We start from the raw sequence: 17,925 nt of genomic DNA on the forward strand, positions 1-17,925 counted from the left end.
GCTTGAAACGATTCACAAAGTCCGTGAAACAGCAGGCAGGCTCACGCCGCTCACCACCGAGCACCCCTCAACACCCCCGCAATACTCAACGAAGAGAACGGAGCCACCGTGACGAGTTCGCAAGTCGTACTCGAGCTGCGCGATGTGCAGAAGTCATTCGGATCCGTCGTCGCACTCCGATCCGGCACGATCGCCGTCGAGTCCGGTTCCATCCACGCACTCGTGGGTGAGAACGGCGCCGGCAAGTCCACGCTCGTCAAGATCGTCGCTGGCCTCTACCAGCGCGACGCCGGCACCTTCCAGCTCGGCGGCGAAGACGTCAACTTCACATCCACGGCCCAGTCGAAGGCCGCTGGCGTCGCGGTCATCTACCAGGAGCCGACGCTCTTCCCCGACCTCTCGGTCACCGAGAACATCTTCATGGGTCGCCAGCCCACGAACCGCTTCGGCCGCATCAACCGCTCGGCGATGCGCGACGAGGCGAAGGCGCTGTTCGCCAGACTCGGCGTGAACATCGACCCCGACCGCCCCGCCGAAGGCCTCTCCATCGCCGACCAGCAGGTCATCGAGATCGCCAAGGCCGTCTCGCTCAACGCGCGGGTGCTCATCATGGACGAGCCGACCGCAGCCCTCTCCGGCGTCGAGGTCGACCGGCTCTTCGCCATCGCCCGCAGCCTCCGCGACGAGGGCCGAGGGCTCATGTTCATCTCCCACCGCTTCGACGAGGTCTTCGCCCTCTGCGACAAGGTCACCGTCATGCGCGACGGCAGCTACATCGCGACGAACCTCATCAGCGAGACGACCGTGGATGCGCTCGTGCAGCAGATGGTCGGCCGCGAGGTCACCGAGCTGTTCCCGAAGCAGGAAGCCGTCATCGGCGAGCCAGTGCTCGTCGTCGAGGACCTTGAGAGCCCCGGCATCTTCCACGACATCAACTTCACCGTCCGCTCCGGCGAGATCGTCGGACTCGCCGGCCTCGTCGGCGCAGGCCGCAGCGAGGTCGCCCGCGCCGTGTTCGGTGTCGACAAGTACAAGTCGGGTCGCGTCAGCGTCGAGGGCAAGGTCGTCAAGCCGGGCTCGCCCGTCGCAGCCATGCAGGCCGGCCTCGCGCTCATCCCAGAAGACCGCCGCAAGCAGGGCCTCGTCGTCGACTCCGGAGTCGGCGAGAACATCACGAGCGTCATTCTGAACCAGCTCACGAAGCTCGGCGTCATCAGCGGCCGCAAGCAGCACGACGACGCCCGCACCTGGGCGACCAAGCTCGAAGTGAAGGCGCAGGCGCTCGACACGATCGCCGGCACCCTCTCCGGCGGCAACCAGCAGAAGGTCGTCATCGCCAAGTGGCTCGCGACGAACCCCAAGCTCCTCATCATCGATGAGCCGACACGAGGAATCGACGTCGGCACCAAGTCAGAAGTGCACCGCCTGCTCTCCGAGCTCGCGGGCACCGGAATGGGAATCCTCATGATCTCCTCGGAGCTCCCAGAGGTCCTCGGCATGGCAGACCGCGTGCTCGTCATGCACGAAGGCCGCATCGCCCAGGAAATCGACCGCAGCCAGGCGACCAGCGAAAGCGTCATGCGCGCCGCGACCGGCGCAGTGACGGTGGTGCTCTGATGACCACGACCACCACCCAGGGGCCGCACCCCACCGCCGGCGCGCCCATGCCGCCCAAGAAGGCCATCCGCTTCGGCAACTTCGGCAAGGCCCGCGAGCTCGGCATCCTCCTCGCCCTCGCGGTCGTCCTCATCGTCGCGACCATCGCCAACCCGAACTTCCTCTTCAGCCCGGACGGCTGGCGAGACCTGTTCCTCACGCCGTCCATCCTGCTGCTCGTCGCAGTCGGCCAGGCGATCGTGCTCATCACCCGCAACGTCGACCTGTCGGTCGGCTCCGTGATCGGCCTCACCGCCTTCCTCACGGGCCGCCTGTTCATCGACTACCCGGGCATCCCGATCCCCGTCGTCGTCGTCGCGGCAGTGCTGTTCGGCGCGATCCTCGGCTTCGTCAACGGCGCACTCGTCGCCTACGTGCGAGTGCCGGCCATGGTGATCACGCTGGGCACGCTCTACGCGTACCGCGGCATCAACGTCATGTGGGCCGGCTCGAGCCGCATCAACGCGAGCGACATGCCCCGCGACTTCCTCGCACTCGGCACGGGTCAGATCCTGACCATCCCGATCCTCACGATCATCGCCGTCATCGTGCTCGCCATCGCCGCCTGGGTCATGAAGAACACGCGAGCGGGCCGCGAGTTCTATGCCATCGGCTCCGACCCGGACGCCGCGAAGCTCTACGGACTCCCCGACGTGCGCCGCGTGCTCACCGCGTTCGTGCTCTCGGGCGCACTCGCCGGCCTCGCCGGTGTCTTCTACGCCGCCCGCTACGGCACGGTCAGCTCGCAGGCCGGTGCCGGTTGGGAACTGGATGCGGTGGGCGCTGCCGTCATCGGAGGCGTCGCCATCACTGGCGGCGTCGGAACCCTGTGGGGCGCCGCCATCGGAGCGATGCTCCTCATGACCATCAACCGAGTGCTCCCGCTCGTCGGCATCCCGGACTTCTGGCAGCGCGCCGTCGTCGGTGTGCTCATCCTCGCCGCGATCGTCCTCGACCGCGTCCTCGCCATCCGCCAATCCCGCAAGCTCGTCGAAGCGAGGGAGGAATCATGACCGCTCTCACGACCCCAACGTCGTCCGCTGCAACGCAGCGCACCATCGAGAACTACTCGCAGCCAGCCTGGCGTCGGATGCTGTTCACCCGCGAAATGGCGATCGTCGCCCTCCTCGTCGTGGTGTGCGTCGTCTCGATGTCCGCGGTCAAGGGCTTCTCGCAGCCCATCACCATCACGTACCTGCTCATGGACGTCGCCGCGGTGCTCATCATCGCCCTGCCGATGACGCTCATCATGATCACGGGCGAGATCGACCTGTCGGTCGGCTCCATGGTCGGCCTCTCGAGCGTCACCACGGGTGCCCTCTACCAGGCTGGCGTGCCGTTCGAAATCGCCGCCCTCGCCGCCCTCATCGTCGGCGTCGTCGGCGGAGCCTTCAACGGCTTCCTCGTCACGAAGGTCGGCCTGCCGTCGCTCGCCGTCACGATCGGTACCCTCGCCCTCTTCCGCGGCATCGCCGTCGGCGTGCTCGGCACCGCCGCGGTCACCTCGTTCCCCGAGTTCTGGACGGACATCGCGAAGGCCAAGATCGTGGGCACGCCCATTCCGGCCATCATGATCCCGTTCCTCATCCTGCTCGCGATCTTCATCATCGTGCTCCACTACACGCCCTTCGGCCGCGGCGTCTACGCCATCGGCCTCTCGAAGGAAGCCGCCCACTTCTCGGGAGTGCCCGTCGGTCGCACGAAGTTCGTCCTCTTCGTGCTCGCAGGCGGCCTCGCCGCCCTCGCCGGCATCTACTTCACGCTGCGCTACGGCTCAGCGCGAGGCGACAACGCGACCGGCCTCGAACTGCAGGTCATCGCAGCCGTCGTCCTCGGTGGCGTGTCCGTCTTCGGCGGACGCGGCAAGCTCTACGGAGTCGTCGCGGCAGTCCTCCTCATCGGCGTCCTCGCTAGCGCCCTGCGCCTCGCGAACGTCACCTCCGACGTCATCAACATCATCACCGGAGTGCTCCTCGTGGCCTCCGTCGTCGGAGCAAGCCTCCTGCCCAGGATCCGCCGCAAGCGGCCCAGGGCAGAGAAACCGCTGGTCGGCACGACCAGCGGGACAGTTCCCAAGGGCTGATCGCCTCCCAAGAACTGCAGCCCCACCTCGAACCCAACACGCAACACCCCAACCGTCGCCCGGAACACCGAGCGGCTCAGTACCCGAAGGGAACCCCCATGAAGCTCGCAACGAAGCGGCTGAGCGCAGCAGGCGCACTCGCAGTAAGCGCTGCACTCGTGCTCACTGGATGCACCACCGGCGGCGATGACACCGCCGCAGGCGGCGGAGACACCGGCAACCTCACCGTCACCTTCCTCCCGAAGAACCTCGGAAACCCGTACTTCGAGGCGTCCTCCGTCGGCGGACAGGCAGCCGCCACCGAGTTCGGCGGCACGTTCGCCGAGGTCGGCCCGTCGGAAGCCACCCCCGACGCGCAGGTCAGCTACATCAACACGCTCACGCAGCAGGCCGTCGGCGGCATCGTCATCTCCGCCAACGACCCCGAAGCGATCTGCGACGCCCTCAACGAGGCACGCGAAGCCGGCACGAAGGTCGTCACCTTCGACTCCGACACGAACCCCGAGTGCCGCGACCTGTTCGTGAACCAGGCAGACGCTGACGGCATCGCGAAGGCGCAGATCGACCTCATCGCCGAGCAGATCGGCGGATCTGGCGAGATCGCCATCCTCTCCGCCGCGGCCAACGCCACGAACCAGAACGCGTGGATCGAGAAGATGGAAGCGTACGTCGGCACCGAGTACCCCGACATCACCATCGTCGAGACCGTCTACGGCGACGACGACGACCAGACCTCGTTCGACAAGACCGCCGCGCTCCTCCAGACGCACCCGAACCTCAAGGGCATCGTCTCGCCCACGACGGTCGGCATCGCGGCTGCGGCACGCTACATCCAGACCTCTGACTTCAAGGGCAAGGTCGCGGTGACCGGTCTCGGCACGCCGAACCAGATGCGCGAGTTCGTCGAGGACGGCACCGTCACCTCGTTCGCACTCTGGAACCCGGAAGACCTCGGCTACCTGTCGGCGTTCGCCGCCCAGGCGCTCATCGCCGGCGACATCACCGGCGCCGAGGGTGACACCTTCGAAGCCGGCAAGCTCGGCGAATACACGGTCGGCGCCGACGGCGTCGTCCTCCTCGGCGACCCCTTCGTCTTCGACAAGGCCAACATCGGCGACTTCAGCTTCTAGGGGCTGAGGGCGGGGGCCAGTCGCCCCGCTGAGCTGAACTGCGGACGCCGCGCCGGGACCATCTCCCGGCGCGGCGTTCGCGCATCCCGGCCCAAGTCCCGGCGCGCGTCGTGGCCGCGGCCACGTCCGCGTCCGCGTCCGCGCGGCCCTGCCCGGCATGGTCCGGGGTCACGAACTCCGGGAACACGAACGCAGATAGGAAGAACCACATGCCAAGAATCGGATTCCAGCTGAAGGTCGCACCTCAGCACATCGACGAGTACGTGCGCCGTCACGCGGAGGTGTGGCCGGAGATGCTCGCCGAGATCGCCGCCGCCGGCCGCCGCAACTACTCCTTGTTCCTCGCTCCGGACGGCACCCTGTTCGGCAGCTACGACGTCGACGACGAGGCGGCCGCGAACGCCTACCTCGCGGCCTCGCCGGTCGCGGCGCGCTGGGAAGCGGACATGTCGCAGTTCTTCGACGGCCTCGAGGGCCGCGCCGACCAGGCGGCGTCGCCCCTCGTCGAGGTCTTCAACCTCGAAGACCAGCTCGGCGCGTAGCGGCCCGTCCCCGGGGTCGCTGCCGTCGGCGCGGCCGCCGCCGCTACCGCTGCCGCCGTCGCGTCCGCGTTGCGCGCGATGGGTCACGTTCGCCCCACTCGACGCTGCATCCATCGCCGATGGGTCACTTTCACCCCGCTCCGCCGCCCTGTCTGCCGCCAATGGGTCACTTTCGCCCCGTTCCGCCGCCCGCTACGGCGTGAAAGTGACCTAATTGGCGGAGGGTGTGGCGTGGAGGGTTTGTCGACCGGCTCCTCCGCCGTCGATGGGGCGCTTGCACCCCGCTTCGCCGTCGCGTCCGCCGGGATGGGTTGCGCCTGCCCCGCTTCGCTGCCGTATCTCCCGTCGATGGGTCACTTTCGTCCCGCTTCGCCGCCGCGTCTCCCATGGATGGGTCACTTTCGCCCCGTTTCGGCGCCCGATACGGCGTGAAAATGGCCTAGTTGGAGGAGGTCGTGGCGTGGAGGGTTTGTGGACCGGGTCCTCCGTCGTCGATGGGGCGCTTGCATCCCGCTCCGCAGTCGCCTCCGCCGGGATGGGGTGCCCTCGCCCCGCTTCGCTGCCGCATCTCCCGTCGATGGGTCACTTTCGTCCCGCTTCGCTGCCGCATCTCCCGTGGATGGGTCACTTTCGTCCCGCTTCGCTGCCGCATCTCCCGTGGATGGGGCGCTTTCGCCCCGTTTCGGCGCTCGGTACGGGGCGAAAGTGACCCAATCAGAGGGGGTCGTGGTGTGGAGGGTTCGTCGACCGGGCTCTGCGCCGTGAATGGGTCACTTTCGCCCTGCGCCGCTGCCCTGTCAGCCGCCGATGGGTCACTTTCGCCCCGTTTCGGCGCTCGGTACGGGGTGAAAGTGACCTAATCAGCGGAGGGGCTGGCCCGGAGGGCGTGCCGCGACGGGAGGGGCGACCGGCTCGTCGATGTCGCGGCCGTGCCACAGGTCGCCGCACTCCACCACGACAGCGCCCTGCTCGGCCAGGTACCGGCCCGCGCCTCGGTCACCGTCGAGCGTCGATGCGAGGGCGGCCCAGTGCGTGCGCCCGATGAGCACCGGATGCCCGGGCTCGCCGCGGTAGGTCGCCCGGGCGAGTACCCCACCCGCGCTGAGGACCCTCCGGCAGGACGCGACTGACAGGTCGGGCGTGTCGACGGGAACAAGCAGGACGGCGTCCGCGTCGGTCATGGCGGCAGCGTGCAGCGCGGCTCGGACCGAGGCGGCGAGCCCTCCAGACCACTCCGGCACGGGCACAACCGTCGCGCTCGCCGGTACGAGCGCGGCCGCCTCCGAGCGACCGGCGCCCAGGGCGACCAGCACATCAGAGCATCCGGCCCCGAGCAAGGTCCCCACGGCGCGCGCAACCCAGGGTGTGCCGTCGGGCAGGGATGCCAGGGCCTTCGGCCCGCCGAATCGCGACCCGGCGCCGGCCGCGAGGACAACTCCGCACACGTTCATTCGCGCACCGTTTTCCGCGCGGCTGGGGTGGATGCGCTCGGGTGGGTCTCGCCTCGGGTTTGGGTCGTGGGTCTGTTGGCGCGTCCGCTGCGTCGCGGACGGGCGCCGGCCGCGAGGGCAACTCCGCAGACGTTCATTTGCGCACCGTCTTCCGCGCGGCTGGGGTGGATGCGCTTGGGTGGGTCTCGCCGCAGCTGCACGTCGCAGGCACGAGCCCAGGGTCCATCCGCGCCCCCGCCGCAGACCTGTGCTTCCGCCACCGGCATTCGCCAGCCCAGGTGCAGGAACCCGGACTGCGCACAACCCCCGCCAAGCCCCTGGCCCCGACCTCCGAACTCCGCAGCCCGACCTCCAAACCTCGCCCCCAGCACCAGCACCAGCACCAGCACCCCCACCCCACCCCGCACCCGTCACCGCTCACGAGGCGACGCGCGCTCCCAGCGGTCGGTGAACCGGCCCCGACAGCTCGGACAGGCGGCGACCGGATGCGCCGTGCCGGTCGGCGACGATCTCGGCGAGGATCGAGAGGGCCGTCTCCTCGGGGGAGCGCCCGCCCAGGTCGAGCCCGATCGGCGAGCGCAGCCGCTCCAGCTGCTCGGCTGGCACGGCCTCGGCCGCGGGTGCCGATGCGTCGGTGAGCCGCTCGAGCCGCTCCTCATGGGTCCGACGGCTCCCCATGACACCGACATAGCCGGCGGCAGAGGCCAGGGCGACGCGCAGCGCGGGCACGTCGAACTTCGGGTCGTGCGTGAGGACGCACACGGCGGTGCGCGCGTCCACCTCCGCGGTCTCCAGGTAGCGGTGCGGCCAGGCGACAACCACCTCGGCGCCCGGGAACCGGGCCGTCGTCGCGAACACCTCGCGCGGGTCGACGACGGTGACCTGCATGCCCGCGGCGATCGCGATGCGGGAGAGCGCCACGGCGAACTCGACCGCGCCCACGATGATCAGCCGGGGCGGCGAGCCGAGGGCGATCGTCACGGCTCCCGACGAGGGCGGCGATGTCTGGTCGATCACGCCGCGGCCCACGTCGGCTCCGGCGACCGTCAGCGTGTAGCTCGCGGGCATCGCGCGCGCCTCACGCTCCGCCAGCAGCAGCACGTCAGCGGCCGCCGCGCTGCCCGGCAGGACTGGGCGGACCAGGACCTCGATGACCCCGCCGCAGCTCAGCCCAACCGAGAACGCGGCCGCCGCGCTGTACCCGAAGGTCTCGACGCTCGCGCTGCCGCTCTGGATCGCGTGCAGGCACTGCTCGAAGACGGCCCCCTCCACGCATCCGCCGGACACGTTGCCGAACACCTCGCCGTCAGCCGACACGATCATGCTCGCGCCCACCTCGCGGGGCGCGCTGCCGCTGACGGCGACGAGCGTCGCCATCGCGAACGGTCGACCTCGGCGCGACCACTCGGCGCCCATCGGCAGGATTCCACGCATGACGAAACGCTAAGCCGGGCCCATTGCGTGGCTGTTGCGGGCACGTGAAGGTCGTCACGATCCTCGACCCACGATCGAAACACCGCCGAAACGGCGTTCTGGTTCACTCCCGAGAATCCACTCGCGCCAGCAAGCGACCGACGGCGCGGAGTCTCGACCGGGAGGGCCATGGACATCACGACGGTGCGCTCGTACCGCGTCGCACGAACCCGCGAGGAGCTGCTCCTCGCCCCTGGGGAGGCCATCCTGGCGGGCGGCACCTGGCTCATGAGCGAGCCGCAGCCGACGACGACGGGCTTCGTCGACGTGACCGCCATGGGGTGGCCCGATATCGAGGCCGACGACGTTGGGCTCCGGATCTCGGCCACCTGCACCATCGCGACGCTGGTCGCGTGGGCCAAGGAGGCGCGGGATGCTGGCAGGCTCCCGTCGCAGCAGGACTGGCCGGCGCTCTCGCTCGTGCCGGCCGCGGCGGATGCTCTCCTCGCGTCGTTCAAGATCTGGAACACGGCGACGGTCGGCGGCAACATCTGCCGGGCGTTTGCAGCTGCCGGCATGGTCTCGCTGTGCGTCGCGCTCGATGGGGAGGCGGAGATCTGGCGAGGAGCCGAGGCGGTGCGCCTGCCGGTCGCGGACCTCGTGACCGGGGACGGGACGACCGTCCTCCAGCCTGGCGACGTGCTCCGCAGCATCCACCTGCCCGCAGCCGCGCTGCGCTCGCGGGCGCTGCTCCTCAAGATCGCGCTCGCAGAGCATGGACGCTCTGGCGCCGTCGTCACGGGGCGCGTCGACCCTTCAGGGCGCAGCGTCTTCACGGTCACCGCAGCCACGCAGACCCCGACCGTGCTCGCGTTCCCGCACCTCCCGACCGCAGCCGACCTCGCCGCGCGCGTCGCTGACGCGGACGGCTACTACAGCGACCCGCTCGGCTCAGCAGATTGGCGCCGCGGTGTGAGCATCGTGTTGGCGGAGCGCATCCGGAAGGGACTCGCGTGAAGTTCGAAGTAGACGGCACAGACCGCTCGGCCGAGCCGCGGGCGGGCCAATGCCTGCGGACCCTGTTGCGCGAGACGGGTTCCACGACGGTGAAGAAGGGATGCGATGCCGGCGACTGCGGAGCCTGCTCGGTCCTGCTCGACGGCGCTCCCGTGCACTCCTGCATCGTGCCGGCCATACGAGCGGAGGGGCGCAGCGTCACGACGGCGGCCGGCCTCGCACCCGGCGATCAGCTGCATCCCGTGCAGGAGGCGCTCGCTGAGGGGTTCGGCTTCCAGTGCGGCTTCTGCACGCCGGGGATGAGCGTGACCGCATCGACCCTCGTCGAAGCCGACCTGGGCGAGTTCGACAAGCGGATGCGGGGAAACCTGTGCCGCTGCACGGGCTACCGCCCCATCCGGGAGGCGATCTGCGGTTCCGTGCGAGCGGGCGCCTGCGCGCAGACGTGCGTCACGCCCAAGGCCGCCGACCCGGAAGCGCGGGCCCCAGCGCAGACCGTCGGCAACTCCGTCGTCCCTGAGGCCGCGCGCCGGATCGTGCAGGGTCTCGAGCCGTTCACGTTCGACCTGCCACTCGGGCATCCGGCGCTCGATGCCCTGACCTTGCGGGTTGTGACGAGCCCGCACGCGCACGCGCGCATCCTGAGCATCGACACCGCGGAGGCCCTCGCCGTGCCGGGGGTCGTGCAGATCTTCACGCACGAGGACGTGCCGCAGCTCCGGTACTCCTCGGCCCGCCACGAGCACCGTACCGACGACCCGGACGACACGCTCCTACTCGACCACGTGGTGCGCCACGTCGGGCAGCGCGTGGCGGCCGTCGTCGCGGAGACCGGTGAGGCGGCCGACGCCGCGCGCCGACTCGTCCGCGTCGAGTACGAGCTGCTGCCGGCGGTCTTCGACCCGGAAGAGGCCCGCAGGCCAGGCGCGCCGCTGCTCCACCCGGACCGCACCGCACAGGAGCGGGTCGACGAGGCCGCCCGCAACGTCATCACGAGCGTCCACGCCGGACCGGATGTCACCGAAGCGCTTGCCTCGAGCGCCGTCACCGTCTCCGGCACGTGGCAGACGGCCCGCGTCACGCACGCGCAACTCGAGACCCACGGCTCGATCGGCTGGCTCGACGACGACGGACGCCTCGTGATCCGCTCCTCCACGCAGGTGCCGTTCCTCGCCCGCGACGAGATCGCGCGCCTGTTCGACCTGGACCGTGACCGCGTGCGGGTGCTTGCGGCACGGCTCGGCGGCGGGTTCGGCGGCAAGCAGGAGATCTTCACGGAGGATCTCGTCGCGCTCGCGGTGCTCAGGACCGGCCGACCCGTCGCGTACGAGTTCTCGCGCACCGATGAGTTCCAGCGCGCCGCCGTCAGGCACCCGATGCGGGTGTCGGTGACACTCGGCGCGGACGCGGACGGGGCGCTCACGGCCATGCAGCTCGACGTGCTCAGCGACACCGGCGCCTACGGCAACCACTCGCGTGGCGTCCTCTTCCACTCCCTCGCCGAGTCGACGACGATCTACCGCGTCCCGCTGCGGCGACTGGATGCGGAGGTCGTGTACACGAACACGGTGCCGTCCGGCGCGTTCCGCGGCTACGGCCTCGGCCAGGTGATCCTCGGCGTCGAATCGGCGATGGACATGCTCGCCGAGAAGCTCGGTCTCGACCCGTTCGAGCTGCGCCGACGCAACGCCATTAGGGAAGGCGACGATCCGGGGCACGACGACCTCGTGTGGGGAAGCTACGGCTTCGACCAGTGCCTCGACCTGGCGCAGGACGCGCTCCGCCGAGGCAACGGCCAGGCGGCCCCGCCCGGCTGGCTCGTCGGCGAGGGGGTCGCGGCGGCGATGATCGCCACCATGGCGCCGTTCGGGCACATCGCGCACACGACGGCCACGCTCCGGGCCGACGGCACGTACCTGCTGCGCACGGGGACGGCCGAGTTCGGCAACGGCACCACAACCGTGCTCAAGCAGATCGCGGCGACAGACCTGCGCACGAGCTTCGAGCGGCTGGAGCTGTGGAACTCGGACACGGATGCGGTCGAGCACGACACGGGCGCCTTCGCATCGGCGGGCATCACGGTCGCGGGCAAGGCGCTGCACGCCGCCTGCCTGACCCTGGCGATGCGGATGCGGGAGCGGGCCGCCGAGCTCACCGGCTCGGCCCCCGACGGCGGCGAGCTCACCGCGGACGGGGTGCTGACGCCCGCGGGGCTCGTCACCTTCGCGCAGCTGGCAGCCGAGGAGAACGGCGGGGAGATCACGGCAGACGGCAGCGAGCTCGGCGAGCGACGCTCGCTCGCCTTCAACGTGCACGCCGTCAGGCTGGCCGTCGACCCGGAGACGGGAACGGTGCGCATCCTGCAGTCGGTGCACGCCGCCGACGCCGGCTACGTCATGAACCCCGCCCAGTGCCGCGGGCAGATCGAGGGAGGCGTCGCGCAGGGCCTCGGCAGCGCGCTGTACGAGGAGGTGACGCTCGACGATGAGGGGCGCGTCGCCAACCCCGTCTTCCGCCTCTACCGGGTGCCGCAGTTCGCCGACGTGCCCGTCACCGAGGTGTACTTCGCCGACACGAGCGACGGCCTCGGGCCGTTCGGCGCGAAATCGATGAGCGAGTCGCCGTACAACCCCGTCGCTCCCGCGATCGGGAACGCCATCGCGCGCGCTGTCGGCAGCCGCCCGTTCGAGCAGCCCTTCAGCCGCGACCGGGTCTGGCGGATTGCGAATCACGCCCGTAACACCCACGAACCCGTCCCCGAAATATGAACTGCCTAGTGTCGCGGCTAGGGAGTGTCAGGACGAGCTGAGCAGGCGAGACACCGGCAGACACGACCCAGCCCACTGCAGTCAAGGAGATCCGATGCACACACTCACCAGACCACGCCGACGCGTCACCGCGGCCCTCGCTCTCGCAGCCACCGCCGCGCTTGCCCTCACCGCGTGCTCACCCACCGCATCCGAGACGTCCCCAGGAAGCGCATCCGTCGACCACGGTGAGATCAGCGTGCAGTACTCGTGGATCAAGAACGAGGAGTTCGCGGGCGAGTACTACGCCTACGACAACGGCTACTACGACGAGGCGGGGTTCTCCGCGGTGCAGGGCATCGCCGGCCCCGACACGGGCGTCGCGAAGTTGCTCTCCGGTTCGGTGCAGTTCGCCCTCAGCGACGCCGCCTCCGTCGGCGCCGCGGTCGCCGAGCAGGACGCGCCCCTGAAGATCGTCGCGACCACCTTCCAGAAGAACCCGTTCACGGTGCTCTCGCTGACGGACAAGGGGAACATCGCGACGCCGCAGGACCTGATCGGCAAGAAGATCGGAGTGCAGGACTCGAACGCGTCCGTGTTCAAGGCGCTCCTCGCCGCGAACGACATCGACGAAGACCAGGTGACCGTCGTCCCTGTCGACTTCGACCCGACGCCCCTCATGAACGGGGAGGTCGACGGCTTCATGGCCTACCTGACGAACGAGGCCATCACGGTCGAGATGGAGGGCTACGAGGTCACGAACCTCGCCTACGCCGACAACGGCCTGCCGTACGTCGCCGAGGCGATCACGGTGACCCAGCAGTACCTGGACGAGAACCCCGACCTCGTGAAGGCGTTCCTCATCGCTGAGATCAAGGGCTGGACCGACACGTTCACGCAGCCGACGGATGACACCGTCACGAAGGTGACCGAGCACTACAACGCCTCGGCCGCAGCTGGCGACCTCACCTTCGGGGAGCTCGACCCAGCCAAGGTGAAGGCGGGCCTCGAAGCCCAGGCGGCGCTGATCTCGACCCCGGAGACGGAGGCGAACGGCCTGTTCACCATCTCCGACGAGCTCAAGGCCCAGTCCATCGCCTCCCTCGCGGCCGCAGGGTGGGAGCTCGAGGTCGACGACCTCTTCGACACGACGATTCTCGACGAGATCTACACCGAGAACCCCGAGCTGAAGAACTACCAGCCCTAAGCTCATGACCCTCACCGATACAACGACGGATTCCGGTGCCGCAACCGGCACCGGAATCCAGATCTCCGGAGTGTCCAAGTCCTTCGACCTGCGCGGCGGCAAGTCGCTGCTGGCGCTGCAGGACACGGACCTGCACACCGACAAGGGCTCGTTCCTGGCGCTGCTCGGCCCTTCCGGATGCGGCAAGTCGACGATCCTCCGCATCCTCGCCGCGCTCGACCACCCGACGACCGGCAGCGCGCTCGTCGACGGGCAGACGCCCGACCAGCTGCGCGCGAACAGCGAGCTCGGGATCGCCTTCCAGGACCACGCGCTCCTTCCCTGGCGGAGCATCCGCAAGAACATCGAGCTGCCGTTCGAGGTCGCGGGGCGACCGGTCGACAAGGCGTACGTGGATGAGCTGATCGCTCTCGTGGGGCTCAGCGACTTCGCGAACGCGAAGCCGGCGCAGCTCTCCGGCGGCATGCGGCAGCGGGCCTCGATTGCGCGGGCCCTCGTGCTCAAGCCGTCGGTGCTGCTGCTCGACGAGCCCTTCGGGGCGCTCGACGACATGACTCGGCAGAACCTCAACCTGGAGCTGCTGCGCATCTGGACGGAGAAGCCCGCGACGACGCTGCTCGTGACGCACGGCATCAGCGAGGCGATCTTCCTCGCAGACCGGGTCGCCGTCATGTCGGCCCGCCCCGGTCGCGTGCAGGAGATCATCGAGGTCGACCTGCCGCGGCCTCGCACCCCGGAGATGATGCGCACTCCCGAGTTCCACGCGCTGGTCGACCGTGCCTCCGAGCTGCTGTTCGGCGTGCACGGGCACGCAGAAGCCGAGGCGTGACGGTGGCGAGGGAGCGCATCCCAGGCTGGCTCGCCGCGCTCATCGGCGGGGCCGCCCTCGTCGCGATCTGGTGGCTGGCGTCTGCAACGGCGTTCCGGCCGCAGGAGGGCACGAGCTTCACGCCGGTGCCCTCGCCGCTCGCCGTCATCGACTGGCTGTTCGTGCAGGGCAACGTCGCGGGCACCTGGGGCGTCTTCGCTCCGACGGTCACCGCGGCGGCGATCGGCTACGTGTGGGGCAACGGCATCGCGCTGCTCCTGGCGACCGTCGTGCTCGTGTTCCCCCGCCTGGAGACCGTGATCACGCAGATCGCCGTCGTCACCTACTGCCTGCCGATCGTCGCCGTCGGCGGCATCTCCATCGTGGTGCTCGGCGGCGCGAAGAGCCCGGGCGACCCCTCGGAGACGGCCGTCTTCCTCGCCGCCCTCGTGTGCGTGTTCACGACCGTCGTCGGCGCCATCCTCGGGTTCAAGTCCGCGGACAAGGCCTCGCTCGACGTCGTCCGCGTCTTCGGCGGCGGCTCGTGGATGCAGATGCGCAAGGTCCGTCTCGTGGCCGCGCTGCCCGCCATCCTCAACGCGCTCCAGATCGCCGTCCCCTCGGCGTTCCTCGGCGCCGTGCTCGGCGAGTACCTCGGCTCCATCACAGCGGGAGTCGGGCCCACCCTCATCCGCCTGCAGGGGCAGCTCGACTCCGCCGGCGTCTGGTCGGTGTTCCTGCTGTGCGCCGTGTTCGCGCTCGCCGCGTACGGGCTGTTCGGGCTGGTCATCCGCTTCATCACGCCGTGGGTCTCAGGGAAGGCAGTGCGATGACCGTGATCGTGCAGGACAAGCAGACAGCGACGACGGCCGAGCACGCCGCCGAGACGCGGATCGCGCGCGAGCGGCGCAGCGCGCTCCGGAAGACGGTGCTCCGCTCGCTGGGCTCCGCCGGCATCACGCTGCTCGTGCTCCTCCTGCTCTGGCAGGCGGTGGTGAGCCTCACGGGCATCTCCTCGTTCATCGCGAAGGGGCCGCTCGACGTGTGGCAGTTCCTGTTCGTGGGCGAGGACGCCGCCGAGCACCGCGCGCAGATGTTCCCCCTCGTGGGGCAGACGCTCATGGACTCGGCGCTCGGCTTCGTCGCAGGCATGGCCGTCGCCATCGTCCTGGCGATCGCCTTCAGCCTCTCCAGAGCCATCGAGGCCGGCGTCATGCCGCTTGTGCTCCTGCTGCGCACCATCCCGCTCGTCTCCATCGCACCCGTCATCATCCTCATGACCGGCCGAGGGACGACGGCCTCCGTGGCGGTGATCGGGACGATCGTCGTGCTCTTCCCAGCGCTCGCCAGCGTGCTGTTCGGCCTCAGCCGTGCCAGCCAGGAGAGCCTCGACGTCGTGCACGTCTTCGGCGGCGGCCGGCTCGCGGGCCTCACGAAGGTCAACCTGCCCGGGGCGCTCCCGTCGATCTTCGCCGCCGCCCGGGTCTCCGTGCCGGGAGCCGTGACCGGTGCGCTGCTCGCCGAATGGCTCTCGACCGGGACGGGCATCGGCGGGGCGATCCTCAAGTTCAACGCGCAGGCGCAGTTCGCCGAGCTGTGGACCTCGATCGCGCTCATCACCATCATCACGCTGGTGTCGTACAACCTCGTGCAGATCGTCGAGAACATCGTCCTCGACCGCATGGGGATGGGCGTCTCCCAGCGCTGAGCCGCCTTCGCTCGAACCTCGCGGCCGGGAGCATCCTCCCGGCCGCGACGTCGTTCAGTGCGGGTGGCCGCGCAGCGGGATGATCGCCGCCGGCAGCTCGTGGAGCCTCGCCGACGCCTCCTCGGCGAGGGGGTTCGTGGATGCGCCGTCGCGGTTCACGAGCTGACCGCCCACGTAGACGGCTTTGAGGTTCCGCGGGCTCATCGCGAGCACGTACGACCGCACGGGGTGCCAGAGCGGCCCGACGTCGGGGGAGCGCGGGTCGACGATCACGAAGTCGGCGAACTTGCCGACCTCCAGCGAGCCGACCCGGTCGGCGACTCCCATGATCTCGGCCCCGCCGAGCGTGTGGAGGCGCAGCATCAGCTCGGGCATCATCGACAGGGGATCCTTCGTGCGCGAGCGCTGCATGTAGATGCCCATGCGCATGTTCTGCCACGGGTCGCTCACGTCGGTGCAGGCCTGGTCGTCGAGGCCGACGCCGACCTTCATGCCGAGCTCGAGCATCTCCGGCACGAGCGCGACGCCCGAGGCGAGCCGTCCGTTCGAGGCCGGCTGCCAGGACATGCTCGCCCCGCGGGCAGCTGCTTCCGCGATGATCTCCGGCGTGGTCTGGATGAAGTGCCCGAACATGAGGCCAAGCTCGAGGGCCCCAGCATCCCGGTACAGGGCGAACTTCGACTGCTGGTGCTCGACGGCCTCTGGCGACTCGAGGAAGTGCGCCTGGTTCGTGATGCCGAAGCGACGCATGGCCTCGGCTTCGAGGTCGGCGGCATCGGCTCGCGGCGACCACTGCACCTGGCCCATGATGGACGAGCCGAGGGCGTACGCCGGGTCCATGGCCCTCGTGTGGGCGACCTCCGCCTGGAGCCGGTCGAAGATCTCGTCATCGCTGCCGACGGTCGCATCCATCCCCGAGGCGTCGACGAAGCGGATGCCGGAATCGAGCGTGCCGTCCGCCTGGCGGTAGTGGTACTCGAGGGGGCGCATGCCCGCGGTTCCCGTTCGCTTCCCGTCGACCATCGACTCCCACGCCTGCAACGGGTCGGTGAAGTTGTATGCGGTCGTGACGCCGTTGGAAAGGAAGTCGAGCGAGCCGTGCATGGTCGACCAGTACAGCTGCTCCGGCGTCATGTGGGCGGTCGTGCCGAGCATGGAGTCGCACCAGCCGTAGAGGGTGTCGGCGACGCCGAGGCCCCTGAGGCCGCTCGTGAAGAGATGCGAGTGGCTCGACACGAAGCCGGGGGCGACGAATCTGCCGGCCACGTCGATCGTCTCGTCGGCGGTGACGGACGGCGTCCCGCTCCCGATCGCGGCGATGCGGCCGTCTTCGACGAGCATCCATCCGTCTTCGATGTAACCGGCATCCGTGGAACCCGTTGGGATCGTGATGAGGCGCGCGTGGGTGACAAGAAGGGACATGCTCGCAACGCTAGCCAGCCCATGTTTCGGGCCTGTCACGGCTCGGAGGCGCCGCGGGGCGAGTTGCGTCTCAGACCTCGAAGAGGCTGTGCACGGGGCCGGCGACCTGCTGCCCGTCGAGGTCGACGAGCTCCATGAGGACTGCCGTGCCCGCCAGCGCGTAGCCGAGCCGCTCGAGGAGCTCCTGGCCCGCACGGAGGGTGCCACCCGTTGCGAGGATGTCGTCGACGAGCAGGACGCGGGTGCCGGCCGGCAGGTCCTGCGCCGCCTCCAGGCTGTCCGACCCGTACTCGAGGTCGTACGTGATCGACGCCGCGGGTCGGGGCAGCTTCCCCGCCTTGCGGATGGGGATGAGGCCGACACCCGCGGCGTTGGCGATGGCGCCGGCGAGCAGGAACCCGCGCGCCTCGACGCCCGCGACGACATCGAAGGTGCCGTCGAAGGGCTCGATCACGGCGTCGACGGCGGTGCGCAAGGCGGCGCGGTCGGCGAAGAGTGGGGTGATGTCACGGAACTGGATGCCCGCTTCGGGGAAATCCGGAATGGTCGCGATGAGCGACTCGGCGCGCGCGAGCTCTGGGGTCACGGCTCCAGGATACGTGCGATCCGCACCCGTCCGCGGCGATGACCGCGCGCAGGACCGACCGGTGGTCCTCGCCGCGCTCGGCCGCCCGGAGCTGAGTTGTGGTCGCTCGAAAGCGGTCTTGACGACCACAACTCAGCCCTGGGCGGGGGCGGGCG

General features: G+C 69.6%; 15 protein-coding genes. 11 read left to right on the top strand and 4 right to left on the bottom strand.

All coding sequences use genetic code 11. The features are described 5' to 3' along the window. Window positions 1-108 precede the first annotated feature (108 nt). The 5 genes from C5B99_RS17955 to C5B99_RS17975 all read left to right on the top strand — a co-directional run bounded on the left by C5B99_RS17955 (window position 109) and on the right by C5B99_RS17975 (window position 5,411). Window positions 109-1,617: a sugar ABC transporter ATP-binding protein gene (locus tag C5B99_RS17955; RefSeq protein WP_104244623.1), complete on the top strand. Its 1,509-nt coding sequence runs from the start codon at window positions 109-111 to the stop codon at window positions 1,615-1,617. After that, complete coding sequence (locus tag C5B99_RS17960) at window positions 1,617-2,669, top strand: ABC transporter permease (RefSeq protein ID WP_104244625.1); 1,053 nt, start codon at window positions 1,617-1,619, stop codon at window positions 2,667-2,669. The genes C5B99_RS17955 and C5B99_RS17960 overlap by 1 nt, the downstream gene beginning before the upstream one ends. Then, complete coding sequence (locus C5B99_RS17965; RefSeq protein WP_104244627.1) at window positions 2,666-3,739, top strand: ABC transporter permease; 1,074 nt, start codon at window positions 2,666-2,668, stop codon at window positions 3,737-3,739. The genes C5B99_RS17960 and C5B99_RS17965 overlap by 4 nt, the downstream gene beginning before the upstream one ends. Window positions 3,740-3,837: 98 nt before the next feature. Next, the gene (gene rhaS, locus C5B99_RS17970; protein ID WP_104244629.1) at window positions 3,838-4,869 is read left to right on the top strand and encodes a rhamnose ABC transporter substrate-binding protein; all 1,032 of its coding nucleotides are present in this window, start codon (window positions 3,838-3,840) and stop codon (window positions 4,867-4,869) included. 209 nt (window positions 4,870-5,078) lie between these two features. Beyond that, a complete protein-coding gene (locus C5B99_RS17975) occupies window positions 5,079-5,411 on the top strand; it encodes an L-rhamnose mutarotase (RefSeq protein ID WP_104244631.1) in 333 nt (110 codons plus the stop codon). A gap of 860 nt (window positions 5,412-6,271) precedes the next feature. Here the strand turns inward: C5B99_RS17975 and C5B99_RS17980 are convergent. Further along, window positions 6,272-6,862, bottom strand: a complete 591-nt coding sequence (locus tag C5B99_RS17980; protein WP_104244633.1) for an NTP transferase domain-containing protein — start codon at window positions 6,860-6,862, stop codon at window positions 6,272-6,274. 417 nt (window positions 6,863-7,279) lie between these two features. Beyond that, window positions 7,280-8,296: an XdhC family protein gene (locus C5B99_RS17985; RefSeq protein ID WP_104244635.1), complete on the bottom strand. Its 1,017-nt coding sequence runs from the start codon at window positions 8,294-8,296 to the stop codon at window positions 7,280-7,282. A 168-nt stretch (window positions 8,297-8,464) separates the two neighbouring features. On the opposite strand from C5B99_RS17985, the gene C5B99_RS17990 reads away from it, so the two are divergent. The 6 genes from C5B99_RS17990 (at window position 8,465) to C5B99_RS18015 (ending at window position 15,762) form a co-directional block, all read left to right on the top strand. Beyond that, on the top strand, window positions 8,465-9,292 hold the full coding sequence (locus C5B99_RS17990) for an FAD binding domain-containing protein (RefSeq protein WP_104244637.1): 828 nt from the start codon (window positions 8,465-8,467) through the stop codon (window positions 9,290-9,292). After that, window positions 9,289-12,060: a molybdopterin-dependent oxidoreductase gene (locus tag C5B99_RS17995; protein ID WP_104244639.1), complete on the top strand. Its 2,772-nt coding sequence runs from the start codon at window positions 9,289-9,291 to the stop codon at window positions 12,058-12,060. The genes C5B99_RS17990 and C5B99_RS17995 overlap by 4 nt, the downstream gene beginning before the upstream one ends. A gap of 94 nt (window positions 12,061-12,154) precedes the next feature. Then, the gene (locus C5B99_RS18000) at window positions 12,155-13,246 is read left to right on the top strand and encodes an ABC transporter substrate-binding protein (protein ID WP_104244641.1); all 1,092 of its coding nucleotides are present in this window, start codon (window positions 12,155-12,157) and stop codon (window positions 13,244-13,246) included. A 4-nt stretch (window positions 13,247-13,250) separates the two neighbouring features. Beyond that, window positions 13,251-14,075: an ABC transporter ATP-binding protein gene (locus tag C5B99_RS18005; RefSeq protein ID WP_104244643.1), complete on the top strand. Its 825-nt coding sequence runs from the start codon at window positions 13,251-13,253 to the stop codon at window positions 14,073-14,075. Then, complete coding sequence (locus tag C5B99_RS18010; protein WP_258063553.1) at window positions 14,072-14,887, top strand: ABC transporter permease; 816 nt, start codon at window positions 14,072-14,074, stop codon at window positions 14,885-14,887. The genes C5B99_RS18005 and C5B99_RS18010 overlap by 4 nt, the downstream gene beginning before the upstream one ends. After that, window positions 14,884-15,762 carry an ABC transporter permease gene (locus C5B99_RS18015; protein WP_104244647.1) on the top strand — a complete coding sequence of 293 codons (879 nt, stop codon included), beginning with the start codon at window positions 14,884-14,886 and terminating at the stop codon, window positions 15,760-15,762. Before C5B99_RS18010 ends, C5B99_RS18015 begins: the two co-directional genes overlap by 4 nt. A gap of 54 nt (window positions 15,763-15,816) precedes the next feature. On the opposite strand, the gene C5B99_RS18020 is transcribed toward C5B99_RS18015, so the two are convergent. Continuing rightward, window positions 15,817-17,184 (bottom strand): amidohydrolase family protein, encoded by a 1,368-nt coding sequence (locus C5B99_RS18020; RefSeq protein ID WP_104244649.1) that lies wholly within the window; start codon window positions 17,182-17,184, stop codon window positions 15,817-15,819. A 70-nt stretch (window positions 17,185-17,254) separates the two neighbouring features. After that, window positions 17,255-17,770 carry an adenine phosphoribosyltransferase gene (locus C5B99_RS18025; RefSeq protein ID WP_104244651.1) on the bottom strand — a complete coding sequence of 172 codons (516 nt, stop codon included), beginning with the start codon at window positions 17,768-17,770 and terminating at the stop codon, window positions 17,255-17,257. Between the last annotated feature and the right edge of the window lie 155 nt (window positions 17,771-17,925).

The organism is Pseudoclavibacter sp. Z016, assembly GCF_002931215.1.
In the GTDB taxonomy this organism is placed as follows: domain Bacteria; phylum Actinomycetota; class Actinomycetes; order Actinomycetales; family Microbacteriaceae; genus Pseudoclavibacter.

Bases quoted from the DNA above. Each gene is read 5' to 3' on its own strand.
- C5B99_RS17965 (WP_104244627.1), top strand. From the start codon at position 2,666: ATGACCGCTCTCACGACCCCAACGTCGTCCGCTGCAACGCAGCGCACC.
- C5B99_RS18000 (WP_104244641.1), top strand. From the start codon at position 12,155: ATGCACACACTCACCAGACCACGCCGACGCGTCACCGCGGCCCTCGCT.
- rhaS (WP_104244629.1), top strand. From the start codon at position 3,838: ATGAAGCTCGCAACGAAGCGGCTGAGCGCAGCAGGCGCACTCGCAGTA.
- C5B99_RS17975 (WP_104244631.1), top strand. From the start codon at position 5,079: ATGCCAAGAATCGGATTCCAGCTGAAGGTCGCACCTCAGCACATCGAC.
- C5B99_RS18015 (WP_104244647.1), top strand. From the start codon at position 14,884: ATGACCGTGATCGTGCAGGACAAGCAGACAGCGACGACGGCCGAGCAC.
- C5B99_RS18005 (WP_104244643.1), top strand. From the start codon at position 13,251: ATGACCCTCACCGATACAACGACGGATTCCGGTGCCGCAACCGGCACC.
- C5B99_RS18020 (WP_104244649.1), bottom strand. From the start codon at position 17,184: ATGTCCCTTCTTGTCACCCACGCGCGCCTCATCACGATCCCAACGGGT.
- C5B99_RS17985 (WP_104244635.1), bottom strand. From the start codon at position 8,296: ATGCGTGGAATCCTGCCGATGGGCGCCGAGTGGTCGCGCCGAGGTCGA.
- C5B99_RS17980 (WP_104244633.1), bottom strand. From the start codon at position 6,862: ATGAACGTGTGCGGAGTTGTCCTCGCGGCCGGCGCCGGGTCGCGATTC.
- C5B99_RS17990 (WP_104244637.1), top strand. From the start codon at position 8,465: ATGGACATCACGACGGTGCGCTCGTACCGCGTCGCACGAACCCGCGAG.
- C5B99_RS17960 (WP_104244625.1), top strand. From the start codon at position 1,617: ATGACCACGACCACCACCCAGGGGCCGCACCCCACCGCCGGCGCGCCC.